Annotated in this window: 24 protein-coding genes; 9 read left to right on the forward strand and 15 right to left on the reverse strand. The window is 40.1% G+C overall.

The window, feature by feature from the left end; genetic code table 11:
* Nucleotides 1-51 precede the first annotated feature (51 nt).
* Nucleotides 52-924: an STAS domain-containing protein gene (locus ACNHOZ_RS11680; RefSeq protein WP_063247475.1), complete on the reverse strand. Its 873-nt coding sequence runs from the start codon at nt 922-924 to the stop codon at nt 52-54.
* 231 nt (nt 925-1,155) lie between these two features.
* Here ACNHOZ_RS11680 and ACNHOZ_RS11685 point away from each other — a divergent pair, with 231 nt between their 5' ends.
* Nucleotides 1,156-1,368 carry a cold-shock protein gene (locus ACNHOZ_RS11685; RefSeq protein WP_048019439.1) on the forward strand — a complete coding sequence of 71 codons (213 nt, stop codon included), beginning with the start codon at nt 1,156-1,158 and terminating at the stop codon, nt 1,366-1,368.
* A 142-nt stretch (nt 1,369-1,510) separates the two neighbouring features.
* On the opposite strand, the gene ACNHOZ_RS11690 is transcribed toward ACNHOZ_RS11685, so the two are convergent.
* The 3 genes from ACNHOZ_RS11690 to ACNHOZ_RS11700 form a co-directional block, all read right to left on the reverse strand.
* On the reverse strand, nt 1,511-3,022 hold the full coding sequence (locus ACNHOZ_RS11690; protein ID WP_255902004.1) for a methyl-accepting chemotaxis protein: 1,512 nt from the start codon (nt 3,020-3,022) through the stop codon (nt 1,511-1,513).
* A gap of 17 nt (nt 3,023-3,039) precedes the next feature.
* Entirely contained in the window at nt 3,040-4,683 is a 1,644-nt protein-coding gene (locus ACNHOZ_RS11695; RefSeq protein ID WP_063247477.1) for a sensor domain-containing diguanylate cyclase, read from the reverse strand.
* A 338-nt stretch (nt 4,684-5,021) separates the two neighbouring features.
* Nucleotides 5,022-6,356, reverse strand: coding sequence for an SH3 domain-containing protein (locus tag ACNHOZ_RS11700; RefSeq protein WP_168761075.1), 1,335 nt, complete (start codon nt 6,354-6,356; stop codon nt 5,022-5,024).
* A gap of 347 nt (nt 6,357-6,703) precedes the next feature.
* Between ACNHOZ_RS11700 and ACNHOZ_RS11705 the strand changes: the two genes are divergently transcribed.
* From ACNHOZ_RS11705 to ACNHOZ_RS11715, 3 genes are all read left to right on the forward strand, one after another.
* Nucleotides 6,704-7,915: an AGE family epimerase/isomerase gene (locus tag ACNHOZ_RS11705; protein WP_255902006.1), complete on the forward strand. Its 1,212-nt coding sequence runs from the start codon at nt 6,704-6,706 to the stop codon at nt 7,913-7,915.
* A gap of 133 nt (nt 7,916-8,048) precedes the next feature.
* The gene (locus ACNHOZ_RS11710) at nt 8,049-8,351 is read left to right on the forward strand and encodes a hypothetical protein (protein ID WP_048019436.1); all 303 of its coding nucleotides are present in this window, start codon (nt 8,049-8,051) and stop codon (nt 8,349-8,351) included.
* Between the two features lie 17 nt (nt 8,352-8,368).
* Entirely contained in the window at nt 8,369-8,671 is a 303-nt protein-coding gene (locus tag ACNHOZ_RS11715) for a hypothetical protein (RefSeq protein ID WP_205689803.1), read from the forward strand.
* Nucleotides 8,672-8,870: 199 nt separating this feature from the next.
* On the opposite strand, the gene ACNHOZ_RS11720 is transcribed toward ACNHOZ_RS11715, so the two are convergent.
* Nucleotides 8,871-9,812 (reverse strand): magnesium transporter CorA family protein, encoded by a 942-nt coding sequence (locus ACNHOZ_RS11720; protein WP_048019434.1) that lies wholly within the window; start codon nt 9,810-9,812, stop codon nt 8,871-8,873.
* Between the two features lie 165 nt (nt 9,813-9,977).
* On the opposite strand from ACNHOZ_RS11720, the gene ACNHOZ_RS11725 reads away from it, so the two are divergent.
* The gene (locus tag ACNHOZ_RS11725) at nt 9,978-10,835 is read left to right on the forward strand and encodes an STAS domain-containing protein (RefSeq protein WP_255902007.1); all 858 of its coding nucleotides are present in this window, start codon (nt 9,978-9,980) and stop codon (nt 10,833-10,835) included.
* Nucleotides 10,836-10,877: 42 nt separating this feature from the next.
* Here the strand turns inward: ACNHOZ_RS11725 and ACNHOZ_RS11730 are convergent, their stop codons facing one another.
* Both ACNHOZ_RS11730 and ACNHOZ_RS11735 read right to left on the reverse strand, forming a co-directional pair.
* On the reverse strand, nt 10,878-11,102 hold the full coding sequence (locus ACNHOZ_RS11730; RefSeq protein ID WP_028414694.1) for a hypothetical protein: 225 nt from the start codon (nt 11,100-11,102) through the stop codon (nt 10,878-10,880).
* 32 nt (nt 11,103-11,134) lie between these two features.
* Nucleotides 11,135-12,004 carry an SDR family oxidoreductase gene (locus tag ACNHOZ_RS11735; protein WP_047750323.1) on the reverse strand — a complete coding sequence of 290 codons (870 nt, stop codon included), beginning with the start codon at nt 12,002-12,004 and terminating at the stop codon, nt 11,135-11,137.
* A gap of 222 nt (nt 12,005-12,226) precedes the next feature.
* Here ACNHOZ_RS11735 and ACNHOZ_RS11740 point away from each other — a divergent pair, with 222 nt between their 5' ends.
* Complete coding sequence (locus ACNHOZ_RS11740) at nt 12,227-12,565, forward strand: general stress protein (RefSeq protein WP_063247478.1); 339 nt, start codon at nt 12,227-12,229, stop codon at nt 12,563-12,565.
* Between the two features lie 81 nt (nt 12,566-12,646).
* Nucleotides 12,647-12,802, forward strand: a complete 156-nt coding sequence (locus ACNHOZ_RS11745) for an intracellular growth attenuator family protein (protein ID WP_141483553.1) — start codon at nt 12,647-12,649, stop codon at nt 12,800-12,802.
* A gap of 22 nt (nt 12,803-12,824) precedes the next feature.
* On the opposite strand, the gene ACNHOZ_RS11750 is transcribed toward ACNHOZ_RS11745, so the two are convergent.
* The 5 genes from ACNHOZ_RS11750 to ACNHOZ_RS11770 form a co-directional block, all read right to left on the reverse strand.
* The gene (locus tag ACNHOZ_RS11750; protein ID WP_255902008.1) at nt 12,825-14,480 is read right to left on the reverse strand and encodes a M14 family metallopeptidase; all 1,656 of its coding nucleotides are present in this window, start codon (nt 14,478-14,480) and stop codon (nt 12,825-12,827) included.
* 581 nt (nt 14,481-15,061) lie between these two features.
* Nucleotides 15,062-15,256, reverse strand: a complete 195-nt coding sequence (locus tag ACNHOZ_RS11755; protein ID WP_447697127.1) for a hypothetical protein — start codon at nt 15,254-15,256, stop codon at nt 15,062-15,064.
* Nucleotides 15,257-15,299: 43 nt separating this feature from the next.
* Entirely contained in the window at nt 15,300-16,379 is a 1,080-nt protein-coding gene (locus ACNHOZ_RS11760) for a DNA alkylation repair protein (RefSeq protein WP_255902009.1), read from the reverse strand.
* Between the two features lie 2 nt (nt 16,380-16,381).
* Nucleotides 16,382-16,864 carry a GNAT family N-acetyltransferase gene (locus tag ACNHOZ_RS11765; RefSeq protein WP_255902010.1) on the reverse strand — a complete coding sequence of 161 codons (483 nt, stop codon included), beginning with the start codon at nt 16,862-16,864 and terminating at the stop codon, nt 16,382-16,384.
* Nucleotides 16,865-16,945: 81 nt separating this feature from the next.
* Nucleotides 16,946-17,431: a DUF2306 domain-containing protein gene (locus ACNHOZ_RS11770; protein ID WP_255902011.1), complete on the reverse strand. Its 486-nt coding sequence runs from the start codon at nt 17,429-17,431 to the stop codon at nt 16,946-16,948.
* A 160-nt stretch (nt 17,432-17,591) separates the two neighbouring features.
* Here ACNHOZ_RS11770 and ACNHOZ_RS11775 point away from each other — a divergent pair, with 160 nt between their 5' ends.
* Nucleotides 17,592-18,722: a GerAB/ArcD/ProY family transporter gene (locus ACNHOZ_RS11775; RefSeq protein ID WP_255902013.1), complete on the forward strand. Its 1,131-nt coding sequence runs from the start codon at nt 17,592-17,594 to the stop codon at nt 18,720-18,722.
* Between the two features lie 74 nt (nt 18,723-18,796).
* Nucleotides 18,797-19,264: a hypothetical protein gene (locus ACNHOZ_RS11780; RefSeq protein WP_447697128.1), complete on the forward strand. Its 468-nt coding sequence runs from the start codon at nt 18,797-18,799 to the stop codon at nt 19,262-19,264.
* A gap of 87 nt (nt 19,265-19,351) precedes the next feature.
* On the opposite strand, the gene ACNHOZ_RS11785 is transcribed toward ACNHOZ_RS11780, so the two are convergent.
* The 3 genes from ACNHOZ_RS11785 to ACNHOZ_RS11795 are packed head-to-tail and all read right to left on the reverse strand — an operon-like array spanning nt 19,352 to nt 23,208.
* Nucleotides 19,352-20,671 carry an MFS transporter gene (locus tag ACNHOZ_RS11785; protein WP_447697129.1) on the reverse strand — a complete coding sequence of 440 codons (1,320 nt, stop codon included), beginning with the start codon at nt 20,669-20,671 and terminating at the stop codon, nt 19,352-19,354.
* Nucleotides 20,658-22,292, reverse strand: coding sequence for a PEP-utilizing enzyme (locus ACNHOZ_RS11790; protein WP_255902022.1), 1,635 nt, complete (start codon nt 22,290-22,292; stop codon nt 20,658-20,660). Before ACNHOZ_RS11790 ends, ACNHOZ_RS11785 begins: the two co-directional genes overlap by 14 nt.
* Nucleotides 22,293-22,314: 22 nt before the next feature.
* Nucleotides 22,315-23,208 (reverse strand): PEP/pyruvate-binding domain-containing protein, encoded by an 894-nt coding sequence (locus tag ACNHOZ_RS11795; protein ID WP_243494964.1) that lies wholly within the window; start codon nt 23,206-23,208, stop codon nt 22,315-22,317.
* Between the last annotated feature and the right edge of the window lie 160 nt (nt 23,209-23,368).

Below are 23,368 nucleotides of genomic sequence, written 5' to 3' on the forward strand. Positions count from 1 at the left end.
CGGGTTTGACTTCAACTAACATACTTTGTCTAAGCCTCTTACTTTTTTTATTTATTGAAAAAGCCATTTGTTCGGTTTTCTTTGCGGATTTTCTGGCAGTTTACTGAAGCCTATTTCTTCAAGACCTTTTTCCAACGTCGCTCTTGTTTTGATTGTTCCAAAATCGACGCCTAAATCAACAACGGTTTGCGCAATTTCCGGACGTATTCCGGTAATCATCGTTTTAGTGCCGATAAGCTGTAAAGCTTTTACAATTTGAAAAATATTGTCCGCTACCATCGTATCGACGATCAGAACACCTGAAATATCAAATATTAAATAACTCAGCTGCAGCTGAGCACTTTTTTCTAAGGCTGTTTCCATAATAAGCTGCGAACGATGCGTATCAATTTGTCCAACGATTGGCATCACAGCGATTCCTTCAGAAAGAGGAACGATGGGAACTGATAATTCTTCTAGCGCTGCATAAGCGCGTTTTATGGTTTCGGTATTATGTTCTTCGTAAATTTCGACAAATATATGATTAAGCTGATCAAGCATCGGATCAATTTTTTTACTTACATCAAGCATCGTAATAGGAGCAAACTGCTTCTGCTGCAGCTCTTCTGTAAAAACACCCCATATCACTGTTCGAAACAGCGCGAGTGATTTTAACGTTTGACTCAACGAAAGTCCGTTTTCCACAGCCACTTTTCCTATATCTGTACCCCACTGAATGATTTTCTTTAAAACGACCGAGTGCTCTTCGAATAACGACTCGCCTAAATACTCAATGAGTTCTGCTCTCCATTTTAAAACTTCGCTTTCTTCATGGTAAACAAGCTTCCGCTTATATTCAGAGTCCATCAGATCAGAAAATTGTATCGCTAATTCCTGTTTATTATCGATAATTTTCTTCCCAATATATAACAACTCATCCCTCATTTTTTTCTTTATCTCCTTTAGTTAGCAGAATTAACGATTACATTTTATAACAATAGTTATGTCACAGACAATATAAAAATATAACCGAAATGAAAAAATTGTTAAGCCCTCCCTATTTGCTCTTCCCTACTCTTCTAATCGGTATAACGACCATAAAAATGATTGAGATTTCAGCGTTTGGGTAAAAACCTATTAAGAAATTATTTCTATACTTATAAGGGGGATTTATCAATGAGCAAACATAAAGGAACCGTTAAATCGTTCAACGAATCAAAAAGATCTGGATTTATCACAACCGAGGACGGATCAAAAGAAGTGTTCGTTCACTCCAATGCGATCGACCGTGAGGAATATAAAAACCTGTCAGAAGGACAAAAAGTAGAGTTTGAAATCCAAGAAGGAGCTAAAGGACCCAGCGCTATAAAAGTACATCCAGTTGACTGATAAAGTGACAATTACATACAGGTTATGGGTAGACTGTCCAATGGAATACTCTTCGAATACAAAAACACCTCTTCGACTTTTGTGCGAAAGAGGTGTTTTTTATGTTGTTTACATAAATTTATATAAGCGGTATCTACCTCACTCACGCTTGCTTCGCTAACTTTTCCGTTACGCTGCCAAGCTCTTCAACTAACTCACTTAAAAATTCCGCCGTTTGGTCGATAGTCTGCAGTGATTGCAGCTGACGCACGGAAGCGGAAGAAATACTGCTGCTGCTTGCGGCTGATTGGTTCGCAAAAGAGGTCATCTCGCTGACGGCATGGAGCACCTGCGTAGATCCCGCTGCTATTTGCTGTGCGGAAGCAGCCGTTTGCTGAATTTGTTCATGAACATACGTAGATGCGTCGGCGATTCGATTAAAAACATTTTCCGCTTCGTTGGCTAGTAAAATACCGTTTTTTACATCAGCAGTTCCTGATTGAATAAATGCTACGGCTTGAGACGTTTCTTGCTGAATATGCTGAATGAGTCTTGCTACTTGTTCGGCTGACTGATTGGATTGTTCTGCAAGTTTGCGAACTTCCGCTGCTACGACCGCAAACCCTTTACCATTTTCGCCTGCGCGCGCTGCTTCAATTGCAGCATTTAGCGCCAGTAGATTTGTTTGTGCAGCAATGCCTGAAATCACACTCATAATATCGTTGATTTCTGCAGAACGTTCTTTTAACTGATGAATAACGCTAGCTGCATGCTGAACAGAAGAATCGATTGTATGAATTTGTTGAATGGCTTCTTGAATTTTTTCTTTTCCCTGCACGGCTTCATTTGCTGTTTGATCAGAAGCTTCGCTGACTGCCGCTGAAGCCTCGGCTATTTTGGTTACGCCTTGCGTCATCTCTTCTAGAAACTCACTGCTTTTTTGAGCCATTATTACCTGCTGGTCCGCTCCTGCGGCTAGTTCTTGCATTGAAGCCGTCGTATGATGACTCGCTGCTTGCGATTCTTCTAAGCTTTCCTTTAAGTCAGCAACCGTTTGTCTTACCTGACCATTCGTTTCATGCAGCTTTTTCATCATGTCATAAATAATATGCTGCTTTTGTTTATTTTGCTGCTGAAGCTGTTCTGTGTATTTTTTCTTTGAAGTAATTTGCCAAGCGGTTGCCCCTGATGTAAAAATCAGATAAGCGGCGTGAAGGCAAAGCATCGAAAAGGAATAAGAAGACGCTCCGAAAATAATCGGTGTAAAAAATGGCACGAAAAATCCCACTAGATGCTCGACGACAAAAATACCCGTCATTAACAATAATAGCTTTACATTTTCATAGTAGGAAAGAATGGCTATCACCATAAAAATTGAAAAGTGATACTCAACCATTCCTCCTCCGCCTATAACCGTGCTGATGCTTGAAAACGTGAGCGTTAGCGTCACAAACGCAGGTACTAGCTCATGCTTTTTAACATACAGTACAAGCAGCACACCAAGAAAAACAATAGGAAGCATCAAAAAGATCAATGACACTTCGCCTGGCGCTGAATTATGTTCCATCGACATGCCGGACATCTCCATCGGCCAAATACGATGAATGATATGTATGAGCAGAGAAAGTATCACTGCTCCGCTTGATAAAACAACCATTAACTTATGTTTATTCATATTTATCCCTTTCTATATTAGACAGTACTTTCTTTATCTATAGAATCGGCTACAGATTGGTTTTTTTTATAGAAATTTACGTTATTTTTCCCCTGTCGTTTTCCTTCGTACAGCGCTTGATCCGCCTGTTTTAACAGCTCTTGAAACGATTCTCCGTTTTCTGGATAATAAGCGGCTCCAATGGTCGATGTAGCTGTAAAGATGCAGGATTCAATACTCCATTCTTTTTGAAGCTCTCGGTGAATTCGTTCCATGATCTGCTGGATTTCCTCGCTCCTTTCAATGTGCCGAAGCAAAATAACAAATTCATCCCCTCCGAGGCGATACACTTCGTCACATGTGCGAATGCAAGACGTTAAGCGATGTGCGTACTGGATTAAAAATGCATCGCCAATATCATGACCAAATTGATCGTTCACTTCTTTAAAATTATCACAGTCTAAAAACAGCAGGCCAAATCTTTCCTTTTGCTCGATCGCAGCCTGCACTTGTTTTTGCAGCATCATTCGATTCGGCACCCCCGTCAAACTGTCATGAAACGCCTTAAACTTCAGCTGATTTTCTAGTTTTTTTTGCGCAGTAATATCAGTTTGAATCAGCACGTAGCTTGAGATTCGGTGATGAATATCGGTAAGCGGAACAATGGTCTTATGGCTCCACACGATAACGCCTTCTTTTGTTATGCTTTTGACTTGCCCTCTCCAAACCTTTCCTTGGCCAATACTTTCAAGAACCCGAAGATCATAGCTTACATCAAATAACTTGTATGATTGTCCGATTAGCTCTTCTTTTTCATAGCCAAATATCGTACAGAACATATCATTGACATACCTAATCGTTCCATATGGATCCAGGACGCTTACGATTGCGGACTCATCAAGGGCATACTTCATGTTTGCTAAATCTTTCACCGTGTTTTCCAGCTTTATTTCAGCTGTCTTTTCCTTTGTAACGTCCTGAGCAATCAAGTAAATACCCATCCATTCATTTTCCACAATTATGGGCACGTTTGTAACATATAAATAAATCATTCCTTTTTCTTTGTGCCACGCTTGGATTTCTTTGCTGTAGCTTTGGTCGTATATGATGTGATGCAGAGGCAAAGCACGAACATCAATCTTCAGCTCTTCTAGAAGCTGCATGTAAGAACTATTGATGATCTCTTGCGTATCGTAGCCGAACATTTGCTCACAGGCAGGATTTGCTTGAACAATTTTACCGCTTAGATCCATCATACATATGGCGTTTTCATGGTTCATAAAAAGCGACTTATACCGCTCCATACTTTGGGCTAAATCTTTTTTTAACTTTTGGATATTTTTACTCATCACTAATAGGTGCGTACTATTGTCGGTATCATTAAAAATGGGGGTAAGCGTTGTTTCAAACGCTTCAGCTTCATCTGAGAAGGTATTTATGTCATGGTAGGTAACTGGCTTTTTTGTTTCCACCGCTTTTATATAGTAAGGGTAAAGAGAGTGATACGCCCGCTCAGAGAGTACGCTTTCTAGCCGCATGCCCACTTCTCCTTGGTACCGTACAAGCTTAGCAGCCGCTTTATTCATTTTTTTATAATAAAGATGTTGGTTCTTTACTTCCGCCAAAAAAACCAGCTCATTCATTTGATCAAAATAAAATTCAAACATATGATCTTTCAACATGATAGGATGCATCTCCTTCGTTTTTTCACAGATGAACGCCCCCTGTACTTTACACTTCTGTATGAAATACACACTAGATCTTTTCACACACAAACTCAACTTTAAATGTACAAACAGTAGTTCTTTTGTATCATTACCTACCCTCCTTCACAAGAAGGGTAAACATGATGAACAAAAATAAAAGAAATTGAGGCATAACAAACCACTAGAAGCACCTACATACATGAAAGCTATCTTTACCACAACAATAAAAAGATCCGAACGCGTTTGATTCTAAATCAAACGCGTTCGGATCTTCCGTCAACTAAGCTACTTTTATTCCAGCCTCTTTTTTAAACCTATTTAATTCCGTAATATTCTTCAAGAGTAATGCCTTTACTCTTAATCGCCTGCGCCACTGGTTTGCCTACATAGCGCAAATGCCACGGCTCATATTTATAGCCCGTTACCGCGTCTTTCCCTTTTGGATAGCGAATAATAAATCCGTATTCTGCTGCGTGGGCATCGAGCCAACCTGCTTCTTTTGTTCCGCCAAAGCAGTCTTGAGCAGCACATGTGCCGTCTCCTTTTGTTACATCAATTCCAAGACCTGTTTCATGTTCACTCGTGCCTGGCAGTGCGCTATAAGTTGCCGCTTTATCATAACCGTCTCGTTGAACATACGAACTAAAAAGCGCGCTTTGCGTTGCATGTGAACGGTAAGCTGATACGCCAAGAAGCGTAACGCCTTGTTTTTTCGCACCCGCAAATAACTGTGCAATAGCAGCGGCTGCTTCACTGCGCATTTTTTTCTTTTCCGTTTGTTCTTTGAATGTAAACGGAATCGTTGTATATACTAAATCTTTCGGAACGTAGTTTTCCGGAAGCTTGTTTTGTTTATTCACAACAACTTGTATACTTTCAGGGTTCGAAACCACTTTCATCCCAGCTAATGCTCGTACGTATTGACCGCTTACATAGCCAACCTTCCCTTGATACGTAATTTTTAGCCAGCCGTTTGCTGCTTTAGCCGTTACGTCGAGCTGTGTGCCGGCTTTCAGTGTTGCCATAACCGCACCAGAAGTTGAAGCAGCTGTTCGAACATTTAAATTCGCCGTTGCCACATAGACAGAAGCCTCCGGAGCTGGAGCTGGAGCCGGTTCAGAAGAACCCGTTGATTCTTTTACGTACTGCGTGCTCACGTAACCCGTTTTGCCTTGATAGCTTACTTTTAGCCAGCCGTTCGCTGCTTGTGCTGTCGACGTTAGCTGCGTGCCTTGTTTGACCATTACAACAATCGTGCTTGACGTCGATGGAGCGCTTCGAATATTTAAATTTGCCGTTGTTACATAAGTTTTAGTCGTTGAACTCCCTGACTTTTTAACATACTCACTGCTTACGTAGCCCGTTTTGCCTTGATAGCTTACTTTCAGCCAGCCGCTTGCTGCTTGTCCAACTACCGTTAGCTGTGTGCCTTGTTTAACTGTCGCAATAATCGCGTTGGAAGTCGATGGACCGCTTCGAATATTTAAATTCGCCGTGGTTGTATAGGTTTCCGCTGCTGCGCTTGCGACAGTTGGCTCACCCGTAAAATGTAAGGAATGAAGACCTAGAGTTCCAGCTCCTACAAGTGTAAAAGCAAGACCTGTTACCGCTAATTTTTTGTAAAATCTTTGTTTGTTCACTTCTGTCATTTTTTATACCTCATTTGCAAAATATAATAGAAATACATGTTGCCAGTTTAATAGATTAAGTGAAAACAGGATCCGATGTTTAAGCTCAATCTTAAACTAGCCACACTAAATAAAATCATTTGACGTCTAGAGGCTCTGTACATTTGTTCGTTCCAGCTAGCACGTACTTTTAGAATACCGGATAATCGTGTCAAAAGTATATCAAAATATTTCAAACTTGTTTCCAAACTGATACATTTTCAACAAAAATAGAATAATAGAGCAAAAACAGCAAAAAAACCCTTACGTTTACTACCAATGGCTTAGGGTAAAAAACAATTAAAAACAAAGATTGAGATGGTGATAAAATGAACCCGGCAACGGATTTTTCCTCAACTGCGTTTCGAAAACCTCACACATTAAAACAGCATATTTTTGATACGCTTCATTTCTACTACCCCGCTTGTATTGACCAAAAAAACGGCGGGTATATCCATGAATACTACGACGACGGCACCGTCAACAACACGCATTCAAAGCACTTAGTAAGTACGGCGCGCTTTATTTATATCTTCAGTGTAGGGGCTCTTTTAGACGGACCGGATTGGTGCAAAGAAGCAGCTCAGCACGGCATTCGTTTTCTACAAAACAACCATTATGATAGAGAGAACGGCGGGTATTTTTTTGAAATAGCCGATGACGGAGAAGTCAAAGATGATTCTAAACAAACATATGGCCACGCTTTTGCTCTTTTAGCTTCTTCCATCGCGTACCAAGCCGGCATTTTAGAAGCAAAAGAAACAATTGAACAGGTCTATGACGTGATGGAAAAGTACTTTTGGGAAGATGCGCACGGCTTTTACCGAGACGAATGGGACGCATCGTGGTCAGCTTCTTCTTTATATCGCGGCCAAAATGCAAACATGCATATGTGTGAAGCGATGCTTTCTGCCTTTGAAGCAACAAGAGATAAAAAATACGTAGACCGGGCATACGCGCTTGCAAAAGGCGTTACTCAGCAGCTTGCTGAACGATCTGGCGGCATGATTTGGGAGCATTATGATACAGACTGGCAGCCGGATTGGGACTACAATAAAAACAATACAAAAGATGAATTTCGTCCGTACGGCTTTATACCAGGACATCAGTTTGAATGGAGCAAACTGCTTTTATGGCTTGATCGGCACCGTTCGGAAAACTGGATGACAGAACGTGCAAAGTATTTGTTTGATAAGGGATGGAACAGAGGCTGGGATGCTAAGTACGGAGGTCTTTACTTTGCGCTGTCTCCTCAAGAAGAGGTCATTGACCCCGATAAAAACTACTGGGTGATGGCCGAAGCCATTTCTGCGGCTTCACTGCTCGGGGTAAAAACCGGAGACAGCGGATATTGGAAAGCATACGACGCCCTGTTCTCTTACTGTCAGAAACACTTTATCGATCACACATATGGAGGCTGGTATCAGCTGTTAAATCAACAAAACGAACGCTATAACTCGAAAAAAAGCCCGGCTCCTAAAGCCGATTATCACCCTGTGGCTGCTTGCTATCAAACGCTGATAGCACTGAATTCTCTCTAAGATTATAATCATAAAGAAACCGTTTTCTTCCAGATGCGTTTATTTTGTTTATTTAAGGGAATTTACTTACTAACAATCAATGTTTCTACATTTCAGCAAAAGCACGACTATATATATGTAAGGAGTGAGGGCGATGTATTTTTACGCGTTAGCACAAGGAACAGATTCTGGAGATCCAGTAACACTGCATCATGAGAAAAAATTTTCAAAAAAAGAATTTTTAGAGATGTTTAATGAAGCGTTAGATGAGCTTGATACGCATCCAGCTCCAAGCGAGGTCGGCGAATACCTTTGCCGTGCATACGGATTTCAAGAAATTGAAATCGAGACGGGTGTTGTCTGCTACTGCGCTCCTTTTAGAAAGCTAGACGACTCGGATATTATAGAAGACCGCACGTACATGGACGCCACGACAGGAACATTAAAATACAACTAATCAAAAAGAAAGGTTGGATGCGTGTGAAGACCGTACAGAACATTTATCGAACGAGTGAAGCTGTACCAGAATCGGGCGCTTACATTTGTGCGGAAGGTGAAATTAAACTCTTTCAAAAAGATGATCTTTTTACACCTTGCCCGCACACACGTGAATCAACGACGTGGAAGCCCGTAGATGACGCCTTTTCAACCGGAGAAGTGGTTCCGCAAACTGGGCGCTATACCGACGAAAACGGCAATCAAGTAAAGCTGAAAGAAAACGATTTATTCCCAAGATGCCTTCGTTCAGGTGAGCCTACGACGTGGAGGCGAGGATAACAAACAACAAAGAGGCTGAGATTTAGCCCAAGTGAAAAACGAACCACTCATTAATATATTTGATGAGTGGTTCGTTTTTTTGTGATGGTGAATATAGTTTGATCTGTTTTGTTCCTTCTAGCAGTCCAGCTCATGTATCTCATTTGTTCGTCTTTAGGTTGGATTCATTTAGTTATGTCTCAACCTCTTTTATTAAAGCTTATTTAAAAAATGAGTTCTTTTTTCTTCCTTTTAAGAGATCGCCCGTCCACCCTTTCATTCGTAAATAGAGATAAATGGCAATGGTCGAAAGCACAATTAAAATGAGTGCATAGATATAGCCAAACTTCAAATCAAGCTCCGGCATCCCTTTAAAGTTCATTCCCCAAAGGGCTCCAAAAGCCGTTAAAGGCGTACTGATGGCTGTCAGCAGCGTTAAAGCTTTCATAATCTCATTTCCTCTGTGAGTAGACACAACTTCTTCTAATTTAATTAACGCGTCAAATTCTTTTTGATATTGTTCAATTAGCGTGAGGCCAATTTCTATTTTTTTACACATCCGCTGATATTGAATCGTTTGGTTAATTTTTTTATGAAACGCTTCTTCGATTCCCATGGTAACTTCTCGAACAGAACTGATTAAATTTGTCCATATAAGCAGGTCATAGCGCGCTTTATGAATGTCATCTAACACGTCGATGTTATTATTATGGCGCACTTCCCACAGAAGCTCTCTGAAATGACTTTCAAACTGATCAAACCCATTTAAGTGCTTTTTCATAATTTCACCTAAAAGAATAAAAAAACTTTCCGCCGTATTAGCAGACTGCTTCATGCGTTCAATCATTCGTTCATGGTTGGTTTGTTCGAGGATTTTCAAATCCAGTCCCGCGGTTATAATAAACTCCTCGGTAATATAAAAATGAAACGAATCGTAATCCCTTTGATCAAATGACTTCTTATGATAAATGAGTGAACCATAAATGAGCTCACTTTCTCCTATTACATCTACTTGAATATGATTAGAGTTTTTCTTTTGAAGCTGATGGCAAAACCATTCATCTCTTGGATACTGATAGTCTTTGATTATATCAGCTATTCCATCGGCTTCTTCTAAATCAAACTGATACCATTTCCACTGATCGCTCGTCACGGTATTCATACTTTCCCTCTTTCCCCTTTTATTAAAATTTTTCCCTATATACAATCACTTAAAACCTCACACGCAAAATAAACATACATTTCATATCCATCTTTATAAAAAAGATGCTATAATAAATACGTTGCGCACCTGCGCATGTTTTATCAGTTTGAGAGGAGAATAACAGTGAAGAAAGATATCGCTTTACGTTCTTATCTGCTAGAAAGCGCACCAACTATGACGGAAGAATGGTATGAATCTTTGGATAAAACATCTTCTGAAGGCGTATATACCTCTAATGACCCTGACGTCATTCAACGCTTAAAAGCGCAAAACTATGAATTTCATTTATATATTAGCAACGTCTTTATAGAAGATGAAAAAAGCTTTTTTGAATCTTTTAACACGTGGCTAAATAAAGTTGCCAAAGACCAACAGCATCTCAGAACCCCCATTCAAAGTATTATTAAAGAATTTATGAACGTCCGCAAACAATACTGCGAGTATATTCGCCGATTTGCAGAACTTCATGATGACATCACTCAGCAGCATATCGATATGTGGAATGAAAAAGTAGTACGGGTATTTGATATTATTATTTTGAAATTCATCACAGAAGCGCAGGAATATGCCTCAAACCGCCTTCGCTCTCAGCAGGAAATGATTCATGAATTAAGTTCACCTGTTATTGTGATTAAAAAAGACGTGGCTCTTTTACCATTAGTCGGCGATATTGATACGGCAAGAGCCAAAATGATCCTAGAAAGCACGTTAAAACAGTGTGCCGAGAAGCAAATCTCTCATTTGTATATTGATTTGTCAGGCGTGGTGATGATTGATACAATGGTCGCGCACGAGCTGTTTCAGCTGATAAATGCGCTTGATTTAATTGGCGTTAAATCGATTTTATCGGGCATTCGTCCTGAATTAGCTACTACTGCGATGCAGCTTGGTTTAAGTTTTGACCATATACGAATTAAATCGAATCTTGCTCAGGCATTAGAAGATGATTCAAAAATTATCATTGCTTCTAATGCTCATTAATATAGAAACACAGATAAAAAAACAGCCCGAGAAGGCTGTTTTTTATTTTCGATGATGAATGTTTTCAGAACCCGATTCATCTTTTGTTTTCGTTTTATTTTTCTCTTCTTTTTGTTCAAGTCTTATATCTTCCATTGGCATAGGATCCACTGTTTCTTCTTCTTTAAAACGTTCAAACAACGTTTCGTCTTGATCTGTTACACGCTGCTCCGTTTCATCTCGTTTTTTTGGTGTATTTGAAATAGATCTTTTCTGGCGCTCTCCCATCGTTTTCTCCTCCTTTATAATAGGTGAAGCAATTATGTGTTCATGAAATCTCCGCCGTTGACATGAAGCGTTTGACCCGTCATATAAGATGAATCATTTGAAGCTAGCAGCACATAACAGCCCACGTGCTCCACAGGATGTCCAGGTCTGCCCATTGGTGTATCTGTACCGAATTCTCCTACTTTATCGCCTGAGAAAGTAGACGGAATAAGCGGTGTCCAGATTGGTCCCGGCGCTACGCCGTTCACGCGAATACCATCTTTGACAAGCGCTTGCGCCATACTGCGCGTAAAGCCGTTGATTGCACCTTTTGTCGCCGTATAATCGATCAGCTGAGGATTCCCGCGGTAAGGATTAATGGACGTTGTATTAATGATGGCACTGCCTTTTCCTAAATAATCAAGCGCTTTTTTCGTAAAATAAAAGTATGAATAAAAGTTCGTTTTGAACGTTCGTTCAAGCTGTTCACTCGTAATTTCTTTAATGCTTTCTTTTGGATGCTGCTCTCCTGCATTGTTCACAAGGATATCAAGCTTTCCAAGCTCACTCACCGTTTTTTCTACCGCTTCGTTACAGAATGATTCGTCTCCTACGTCTCCTGCAATCAGCAAGCATCTTACACCTTCTTCTTCAATGCGGGCTTTTGTTTCCTCGGCGTCGCTATGTTCGTTTAAGTAAACGATGGCTACGTCCGCTCCTTCTTTCGCATAAGCAATGGATACAGCTCGTCCAATTCCGCTGTCTCCTCCGGTAACCAGCGCTACTTTTCCTTTTAATTTTCCTGTACCAATGTAATTGTCATCCTCATAAATAGGGAGAGGATTCATCTCACTTTCGATACCCGGCTGGCGGTCTTGCGTTTGCTCGGGCTGGCCTTGTGTTTGTTGATCTTGTAAATTCATTTTAATCTCCTCCTATTTTTGATGGAACTTTTTAGTATAGTCTAGGTTTAGCCTTCTGTTTTGAAGTTCAAACATCTTTTTTTGAAAATTTATGATGTTTCTATTCTCTTTTACTATCTGAGAAAATTCATAGAAAACAAGTTTAAAGTTGGAAACAAAGGCTACATGATGAGTAGAAGATGTATTTCGGAAATATCTTTTATCAGGAGGTTTGGTTCGTGTATGAAACACATTCAAGTAGCAGAAAACCAAGAGGAGGCAGTCTGCGTCATCCGTTCTTTTTTAAAGAAAGGATTTACAAGCAAAGAGATTTATCTGCTGGCCTACGATAAAGAATGGGCTCAGCATTTAACGGAGGCAACACATACAAAAAAGTACAGAATGGCAGAGCAAGGTATTTTTGAAACGGCGGTCAATATGCTTCTTTCAAGAGAAGATGAGCTTCTTTCAAAGATGGCTTCACTCGGCTTATCTAACAGGGAGGCAAACCGGTATATAGAAGAGATGAGACAAGGTCATGTCGTGGTTGTTGGCGCACAGAGTCAATTCATTCCCTACTAAAACAGCTGAAACGTTTTCTATTAGCTTATAAGGGTATTTAGTAAAATAAACCATTTTTTATCAAGAAAGGAAGTTATGATAATGTTAAACTACTTGGGCATTCAGATAGGCTCTCTTTACTTTCCTACTAGTATTCTTCTTATTACACTTCTTGTATTAGCCGGCTTTTTTATTTATTTCTTTTCTAGAAGAAGAAAAAACCGACAGCAGTCACGTGATCATAATGAAAAAGCGTGAAGCCAAGCTCCACGCTTTTTCATTATTTACGGGATTCTTTTTGCAAAGGCGATTTTTCAATGGAACGCGTAAACCGGTAAACATCAAGTTCTTGTCCTACTTCTGAAGGCAAATAACCAAACGTTGTGAAGCTGTCCACAGATTCTGGCTCAAGCGATAGAGACAATAAATTGTTTTGCGGCTGAGACGTTAAAAAGACGTAGCTTCCTTTTGGGAACGTCACCGTTTTTGACTTGACGATTGTTTGCACGTCCACATTTGGTTTATTTTCGTAGACTTCATTTTCAATGCGGCTGCTGACATTATACGCTTCTACTGAAAGAGCCGTTTCTTTCGTTAACTTGAAGCCTTTTACGCCTTGTCCCTTCAGTTTTTCTGCTAACTCTTCATGTCCCGGTTTTAAAAGGTAAGCAGTCGGACGTTCGCGGACAAGCGTCGGTGTTGCTTTCTTTGCACTGTAGTACGTCACAGGAATTTCTTTAACAGACGCGCTTTCTACATCGACCATTTCTAACGTAGAGTTTGGTATTTTTTTATTTTCACTGTTCACCACAATTGGATCATGATCATTTGCATTTTTTCCTTTTTTGACAAGCGCCGCTTTTTCTTTGGCAATCAGCGCTTTAATTTGTTTGGCGTGATTGGCTGTTTGTGTAATCAGCTTTTCTTGTGTAGCAATTTGCGCACTCACTCGCCGAGGAAAATCTTCTCGACCAATGCCAATTCCTCTGCTTTCGACTAAAAATGAAAACGATGGATACAAGCCTAGTGAGTTTCGCCCGATTCGCGGTTCAACTGAGCCTTCTTCTACTTCCAGCTGTCCTTGTTTATTCACTTGAGACGTATAGTATACTTCTCCTGAATATCCTTGCTTTTCAATGGCTGTAAGCGTACTGTTCACAAAAAGCTCATCCGACACGTCGCGAATGTTCTGCGGAATATTTAAGTTTCGACCGGACTGCAGTAAAATATCGTGATACTTCCACACGCCTTCTTTACCGATATTTTTAAATCCGCTGCTGTAAGGCGTATATTCATGAGCGTCGATGACGACTTCTGGTGAAAAACGGTTAAATTCAGCTCGTACGCTCTGTACTTCCGGGCTTTCAAGCTTTATGTAGTCGCGGTTTCCGTCTAAATTATTTGCTAGCTGACGTTTAAATGCATAAGATCCGTCAGGATTAATGCGCGGCACAATGACAATGTTGACTTTATTTAACACATCTTTTCCAAAGTCTTGTGTCAAACGCGTTGCAACGGCGAGTACGGATTCACCGCTTGCCGGTTCATTACCATGAATTTGACTTTGAAGCCAAATCGTTGGCTTTTTAGATGTCTTCCCATCGGCAAACTTCTTTTCCTTTGAAAAATATAGAGCCGGAATGTCTCGCCCTTGCTGTGATTTACCGATAATCTTTAGCTTTACGTACGGACTTTTACGAGCAAGCGTTTGAACATAGCTCATCATTTCTTCTTGAGTCGTAAATGCGTCTTGCCCTTTCAGAAATGCCGGCGTTGCTTCATCCACCTTTATTTCTGGATAAAGCGCTTTAATTTTTTCCGGCTGACTGTAGTCTTTTCCGTAGTAAGGCATCTCAGCTTGTACCGCAAGCGGCGACAACAATAATCCAATTGACAAAATCGCCGGCACGGCCGTTCGTTTTACAGTTTTTTTCATTCATTTACTCCTCCCCATCCCCTTGATTAGACATTTTAAATTTTTAAAATATTTAAAATGTTACATAAATAATTATACCGTTTAAGGAAATAACTTCAAGATAAGGGAGCTGAACCTTTTTGACTATTTTTAATGTATCAAATGAGTGCATTTATATAAAAAAAGGATTGAGACATAGCAGAATCAATTCAATCTGAAGACAAATAATCTGGATTAACAATTCGGACTTCTTGTTCAACTGCAGTTGATTTCCGTGCAAGGCTTCGCTTTCCGCGGGCGGCCGATGAGCCTCCTCGTCGCTTGCGCTCCTGCGGGGTCTCACCTGTCCCGCTTTTCCCGCAGGAGTCTTCACCTTACCCTCCAAGCAACAGCTAGAAGCAACTAAACAAATGAAATCTATGTTCACCCTAACAAAAAAACGAACCACTAATCAAACATGTTGATCAATGATTCATTTTTCCCTTCGGCTAAAATACATTTGGTCCAGCCTCTCTTTTATGTATGAACTGCTATAAACTTTAGCCCTTCATTGAGCCCCGACTGTCCGTAATTTAGCTGCACATACTCCATGCAGCTATTGATCATTTCTTTACAGATTCTAACGTCTCTAAATCATATCGACCAATTTCTTTGTTATTTCTTGTAATGACGAGCTTTCCATACCTCGCCACCTTTTGGAGGTTTTTTAATTTCTGATCGGACGGAGCGAGAGGCATTTCTTTGTTTTTAACAGTCGCGCCCAGATCGTAGTGCACATCGACCTTTCCTTTTTTCATATAGTTAAACTCTTCAATAAAAACTCTCTCCATAAGGAAAGAGCTACTCTATCACAAAGTCCGCTTCTGCTTTTACTACTCCGTTTACAATAACAGAAAGCGTATGCGTACCGCTGTAATGTTTTCTTGTACTTAAATCTTTAAATGCATGCTTTTTTATGACGGTAAGCGTTTGGCCTGCTTTTGCTTGAACATTTTTTAGCATAAACACCTTTTGAGTGCGGTTTCCTTTTGCTTTTACGTAATGAATTCCATACTCTATGCGAAGCGGCATGGTTTTTTCCACGGATAGCTCAAATGAAAAGTCAATGCTATCACCGATTGTAATCGTATGTGGATGTAAGCCAAGACCTGTGACAATTACGCCTGGGTCATCTCCATAGCCAAAAAGAGACAGGGCTTCAGAATCTCCTTTTTTCAGCAGTGAACGGCACGCGTGTTTAAGAATCCAGTCGGTTTTAGCGTCTTTTCCGTACCAGCTTTTCATCACATCAAGCATCCAATCTTTTTCTATGTACGAAATATCGTTTAAATGATTGGCTACGCTTTTGCGGACATAGAGCGATTCATCTCGTTTTAACTGCTCTAAAATCGGCAGCGTTTGTTTTGGATCCTGCTTTAACGCAGGTACTGATTGTCCCCACGGAAGTCTAGGTCGGCTCCCTTCGCTTGCTAATCTGCGAATATGATGGTTTTCATCTCCTGCCCACTCAATCATTTGTTCAAGCATTCGGTTTTTATCTTGAATTAAAAACGGACGCACCCCAAATTCTGATGTGGAAAACGGCGTAAAAAACGCGAGTGCTTTTATGGAAGCTTCCCAATCGTTTAATCCGTATAGTTCCACGTAATCTGGAAAAACCGTGCCTTGAAGCCCTCCTACCGTTGGAGCCGCTTTATATAAAATATGAAGCGCTTCTTCATAATCATCTGGCAGCACTTCATGCATGGAAAGCGTAATTCTTCTCATGCGCTCTTTCAGCGCTAAGTCTTCCCAGTCCTGTTGAAAAACCAGCTCATGAAACGCTTTTTGATCAAATGAGCTCATTTCACGTGAAAAAGTGTCGCTTAAGTGCGTAATCAACGCTTCATTAAATACGCTTTTACGTAACTCTTCAGCCATACCTATCCCTCTTTTCCAGGCAGTATTTTATCTTCCTTTGAATAAAGCGCCCGCTCGTACATGCCTTTTTTAAAAATTTGCATAAACAGCTGCTTGTTTTTGACTTCTTTGAATCCGTACTGACTGTACAAACCGTGAGCATCTTTTGTCGCTAGTAAAATTTTTCGTACGTGTTGAATCGGCTGATAGCGAATCATTTCTTGTACCAATGCTTTTCCAAGGCCGTTGCCTCGCGCGTACGGAAGAATAAACACATCCGCCAAATAAGCAAACGTCGCAAAATCTGAAATAATTCGCCCAAATCCTACTTGTTTATCACACTCATCATATACGCCAAAGCAAACGGAATGTTCAATAGATGTTTGAACAAGGTGAAGCGGAATTCCTTTTGCCCAGTACGATTCATGATGAAGGTACGAGTAGATGACATCTATATCAAGCTTTTCTTTATCTGTATGTATGGTAAACTGATGATTTTCTTTCATGCTGTATCCTCCTTGCTTCTCTATCATAGCACAAATGTTCGCCATAGAAAAAAGCCTTTTATAGAGAAAAGGCTTTTTTCGTTAGTATGATATTTTTTTAGAAACGGAAGGAGTTTTTCGATAGCGTCTTCCGACTAAGTAAATAAGCGGACTGCCAATAATCGTCGGCAAAAACCAATAAAAAAGAGGCGGAAGCATATTTAACAGCGGAATACTGTCTCCAATATTCACAAGCAGCGCGGTAACCGCTCCGATATAAGACCCCAGCATCCCGCGAATATGATGCTGAAGCCAGCTCTTCCATTTTTGCTTGCGTGCTAAGTACCCGTATACCGCTAATCCGTATGAAAACACCGCAATATAAAATAAATAGGCAATTTCATTCCATTTCCAAATCGCTAACATGATAGCTGTAGCGGCTAGGGCTGCGTAAACACCGTGGTACACTTCTCCCCATTTGGTATGCCCTCCTTTTTTCTTAGCCGCTAGCATGGACACCGCTCCTGAAAGCAAACAAATCATTCCGAGTCCAATATGGATACTCAATATAACTTCAAATAAATCCAATACGCTCTCTCCTTTTACGTACTTCTCTCTTATATCTTCGGCTAGCGCACTTAGTTTTTAACAAAATATCCCTATTTCCTTTCCAACTCTTTACTTACATGATGCATATGCTTCACGTTAAAAAGCGCATACTAGCTGTAGAAAAGGAGGCGGATAGGCAGTGGAAAAAGCTCGAATTAGCGGATGGCAGCTGTTTGTGTTAATTACGCTCTTTGAGATTGGCAGCGCCTTTTTGGTCGGCTTAGCAATGGACGCTAAGCAAGATGCTTGGATTGCTATTTTAGTTGGTATGATCAGCAGCTATGCACTTATTTTTATGTATTCTCGCTTGCACCGCTATTATCCGGATTTAGCCCTGACGGAGTATATCGAAAAAATTATTGGAAAAGTGCCGGGACGCATACTTGCTTTTCTTTACATATTATATTTTGCGAATGGAGCCGCGCGGGTGCTGCGCGATTTTGGCGCGATGCTTCTTACGTTCGTCTATCCCGATACGCCGCTTTTTATAGTGAACGCTTTACTGATGCTCGGAATTATCTATACCGTTCGCCAAGGAATTGAAGTAATGGCACGTTCGGCGGAACTGCTGTTTTTCTTCATTTACGTACTCGCCGTTGCTGGCTTTATTCTTATTTTTGTTTCCGGCCTCATTGATTTTACAAGCCTGCGGCCGATTCTTGAAAAAGGCATCGCTCCGGTGCTTCGCGTTGCCTACAGCCAAACGCTTTATTTTCCTTTTGGTGAAGTGATTGTATTTGCAATGATTTTCCCGTATACAAAAAATGTGAAAAAGACCGCTCTGATTGTATTCAGCGCAATCACGTTAAACGGTATTAATCTTATGATCACAATGATTGTGAATATAGGTGTGCTGGGCGTTACCTTAACGTCGAGGTCTGCTTTTCCGCTTTTAAGCACCGTTCAAAGCATTCAATTTGTAGGGTTTTTAGAGCGGCTTGATGTATTTTTTATGGTGGCTTTAATCACTGGCGGTTTCTTTAAAATCGGTCTGTTTTTCTACGCCACTGTGCTGGGCCTTTCCCACGTGTTTGAGCTTAAAAACCCGTCACCGCTTGTATTTCCAATCGGCTTGGTCATTTTGTTTTATTCATTGTCTCTTGCTCAAAACTATTTCGAACATGTCTATGAAGGTTTAAAAATTATTCCGTTCACTTTACATCTTCCGTTTCAAATTGTCATTCCTGCTTTTTTACTCGTGATCGCATTTTTAAGAAATCGAAAAAAAACACAGTCCGTCCCTGTAAAAAATACCGCAGAAAATTCATAGTATGTCCATTTCTCTATTGGATTTAATCTCCTAAAATTATACAATATAGTCAAGAAGCCAAAAGGAGAACCAATATGATTGGATTAATTCTTTCTATTTTAATATTTAATATTCTTGCTTTTAAAACAAACAAGCGCTTCACAGTAAATCAAATTGTACACATTTGGATGTTCACCATTGCTGCTCAGCACATCTTTGACGTCTTTATTAATTTCAAATTTCACGGCTACTGGTATTTTACACAAGAGACGGACTGGCAAGGTATCTTTGCTTATACTGTTCTCATTCCGCCTGTAAACATGCTTTTTCTTACCTACTATCCCCTTGCCGGGAAACTCACAAAAAAAGCCGCCTATATTTTATTTTGGTCGGTTGCTGTTTTACTTTATGAAGTAGTGGCTCTTCTCCCTGCTCCTTGGGGTTATTTTCACTACGGATGGTGGGCGTGGTGGTATTCGCTCCTCTTAAATCCACTGTTGTTTTGGATGGTGGTGCAGTATTACCGGTGGGTGTGTAAAATTGAAGAAAGAGCGATCACTTAAAAATAGAATAGCCTTTGGACCAGCACATCATCATTTTCAGCACGCGCAATAAAACGAATGTCTGCTTCTCCGCTGGCTATTCCCTTTTTATTTAAAAACGTCTTTGGACAAGGAAACTTGCTTTTCTTTTCCAACTAACGACACAAGGAATCCTGCTATTCCAGCTATACATAAAACCACCAATAGACCAGTAGTACCTACTAACAGGCTCACCGCAGCTGACGCTAACATTCCTCCAATATAACGAAAAGTGGAATAAATGCCCGATGCAGTCCCCGATTGCTCTTTTCTGACAGATTGAATATTCATAGCCTGCATAGATGAAACACCAATTCCTGCTCCCACTCCTCCTACTAATAAAGATACAATGGTATAAGAAATGGATGCATTCGCTAAGTGGAAATAAAGCATCGCCGCAAGCAGTGAAATAAGAAACGATAATCGGATCGGATGTTCTTTTCCTACCTTTTCCGCTAACAATCCTCCTAGCCAAGAAGAAATAGACATGGCTAATGAAAAAAAGAAAAGAAGCAAACCAATTAAACGAATATCATACTGCTTCTCTAGCAAAAGAGGAACAAACAAAATAGTACTATACATCATAAAATTACTGCATAGAATAGAAAGATTTGACGAAAAAAAGGGACGAACCTTAAAAAGCTTAAAATCAATCAGCGGCTCTTGGACTTTGCGTTCTTGCACAATGAAAAGAACGATAGACGCTATGCATATAAAAATAGTCCAAGCATTAAACAAATCACGGTGCGTCAGCATTAGCGTAAAGCTCGTCATGCTTACTCCAAGCAATAAAGCGCCCCCTATATCCAGCATTTTTGCTTTTTGTTTTACGTTAGACGGCACGTATATAAATGAACAAATCAGCGATAGCACAGCAAAAGGAACGTTAAACCAAAAAATCGACGTCCATCCAAGATACTTGATTAAAAAAGCACCTAATACAGGCCCTACAGCTGCTCCTAGCCCCATTGATAATCCAAATAACCCAAGCGTTCTTCCAAGCTTTTCTTTTGGTAAACTGTGTCTCATAATCGCTGTTGCATTAGGAGTAGCCAGTGCACCTCCTAATGCTTGCAGCGTTCGAAAAACGGTGAGCGAAAGTAAGTTATATGAAAACACACAGGCGGCAGATCCTACTAGAAAAATAATCATTCCAGCTACAAACATCGTTTTATTTCCATACAAATCCCCAAGTTTCCCCGCAATGGGCTGAGCAACTGCCATCACAATTAAATAAATAGTTACCACTACTGATACATGTACGATGGAAAGATGAAGCGCTTTGGCAATAGACGGTAAGCCTACCGCAATCATAGTGAAATTAACGGGAATTAAAAAAGTTCCCGTTAAAATAGAAAAGATAATCAAAGACGGCTTACTGCTGTTCAATCGTCACCACTCCGTTAGTTCCGTCTACGGTAACAACATCTCCGTCTTTTAGTAGATCCACGGCTACTTTTGTGCCAAGAACCGCTGGAAGTTTATATTCACGAGCCACTGTTCCTGCATGAGATAAAATTCCTCCTGCATTGGTTACAATCGCGCCAGCAAGCGAAAATAACGTGGTCCAAGCAGGTGCTGTTGTTTCACACACAAGAACATCTCCTTGTTTAAGCTTAGAAAATTGACTTGGATCTGAAATGATTTTTACCACTCCCGTATAAACACCTCTTGAAGCGGCACTTCCTTTAAAGATTTTTTGCGTTTCATCTACTTCTGGAGGCCCCATTTTTCCGAATACCCGCTCCAATAAAGGATCTTCTCCTGTTTGAGGAGGCGTTCCATAAGCAGGCGGCGTTTTTTTATGACGATTTTCTTTAAACTCCTGCTTTCTATTGGCGATAAGTTCATGAGATGCCACGGGTTTTTTTAATACTTCCAGCAATTCATCGTAATAAAAATGAAAAATATCTTGAGGCTGATGAATCACTTGGTGATCAGCTAAAAGAGTTCCTACATTCAGCAAAAAAAGTCTTGCTGTAGCAGGCAGCATCGCATCGATATAAAAATGATGATCTTCGTCCAACCCCCATGCGTCCAAAGCCCATCCATAAAACAGCTTAAACTGCTCTTTTTCTTCGCACTCCGGCATGTTTGCGAGTACATCACGATAGCTTTCTTCTCTCTTTTTTACGACGTCTTCATAATTTTTCTTAAAGTCGTAATCTTTACGCACATAGCCAGCAATAATCGATAGCGCATGTAAAGGATTTTCTACCCACGTCTCATCAATAAACTCGTGCGAATTTGCAGAACGATAGCCATACTCATTTAAAAAGCTTTGCAGATTCTTTAAAAATTCTCTGCCTTCAGCTGTGCCTAATAGATTTGCTTCTATTTCTTCTGACCTTTGTTCCGTAAAAGCTTGTTTTAACGGGCCGGAACGCTTTACCGTGTCAGTTAGTTCCCACAGTGCTTGATCCGTTTCAAGTGACTTGTTCATCACGCCTTCCAGCAGATCATATACGTAGGCGGTATTCGCGTCTCCGGTCAAGTTTCCATATAGCTCTTCTAAAATCATTCCTAAATCACTTCTTGGCATGACAATTTCAAAGTGAAGCTGCCAAGCTTTTTTATAAAAATCATGCAGCTCTTTTACTTTTTTCCCTGCTTCTTTTAAAGATAAAGGACGTTCCGCATTTCTTTTGACTTCCTTATAAAAAGGTAAAAACACCTCATTAACGTACTCGTATAATCTAGGTTTAAGTCGAGGCAACAGCGGCTTCACTGCTTCTTGGTGCTCCTTTAAGCGATAATTTATGTCACCAGGAAACGGGATATTTTGCTGATACATTTTTCCATCAGCTAATTTCACTACAAATTGAGCAATAGGCAGTTTTAACGTTTCAAAACCTTGCTTTGTCCCATACGTCATTGCCGGAAGCTGAAAAGAAGCGTATAAAGGGCTTAGTGCATGTGCGATATGTAAATTATCTTGTACCCAAAACCCCGTTTGTTTTTCTTCCTCACTTAAAAATAGGTCGTTTTGAAATGCAGATAATACGTTCATTTGATTTCCCCTTTCCTTTTCATTATGTAGTAACCGGTCTTACTTGAAGCAGATAAATATTTTCATCTTTTATGGCAAATTCAATGTCTACAGCGTACTGGCAATACTCCTCTACTTGATTCGTTAGACGAAGCAGCTGTAGTGCTGTTTCATCTGATATAGAAAATTCATTTTTTTCTTTATTCGTTGTCATCGCTTTTGTTATTCCTGTAAAACCTGACACTAGCTTATATTCTTTTAATCCTAGTTCTTTCATTATATTCCTTGTCTGTTTATGAATAATAAATAAATCCGGCGTAACACCACCTGATACGATTCCTTCTCCTAAGCCGTACGCCACGTTAATGACCACTTCATCTTCACTTTCTGTAATAGGATTTACGCTAAAAATTACTCCCGATACATCGGCTTCAACCATTCCTTGTACAAGGACACCCATCTGGGGATTAGAAAGCGAAATTTCCTTATCTTCGGCATACGCTTGAACCATGGATGAAAAGTAAGAAGCCCAGCATCTTTTTATACTTGCCAAAAGTTCTTCGCTGTTTCTTACATTTAATATCGTTTCATACTGTCCGGCAAAAGACGCATTTTCCAAATCTTCAAGTGCGGAAGAAGATCTTACGGCTACGGCTTTTATACCAGCACCTTGAACGTTAGCATACGAAGAAACAATTTCTTTTTGCAGAGCTGCAGAAAACGTACCGCTTTGAATCTTCTTTTCTATGACGCTGCTATCTTCTGTTTTTATTTCTATTTGGTTAAATGTTAAAAAGGAAAGTAATGCGTGAGATGTCAAAACAAATCCTTTAGGGATATGAGAAACGTGCTGAATCATTTTTGAAAGATTGTAAGCTTTTGAACCTACTGCTTGAAGTTCTGCATAACATGCTTTTTCTAAAGAGACGATATGCAATTACTTCACCTCCTTTCATTTACGTCAAAAGATCATCAAATACAGCGATAAAATTCCACTTAAATCCATGGTGGAGTTTTATAAAATTAACCTAATTTTAAATATCTTTACAAAAAAATCACAAACCACATTCACTAGAATATGATTTGTGATCTTTTTT

The sequence above is a fragment of the Priestia sp. D51 genome (assembly GCF_053345675.1).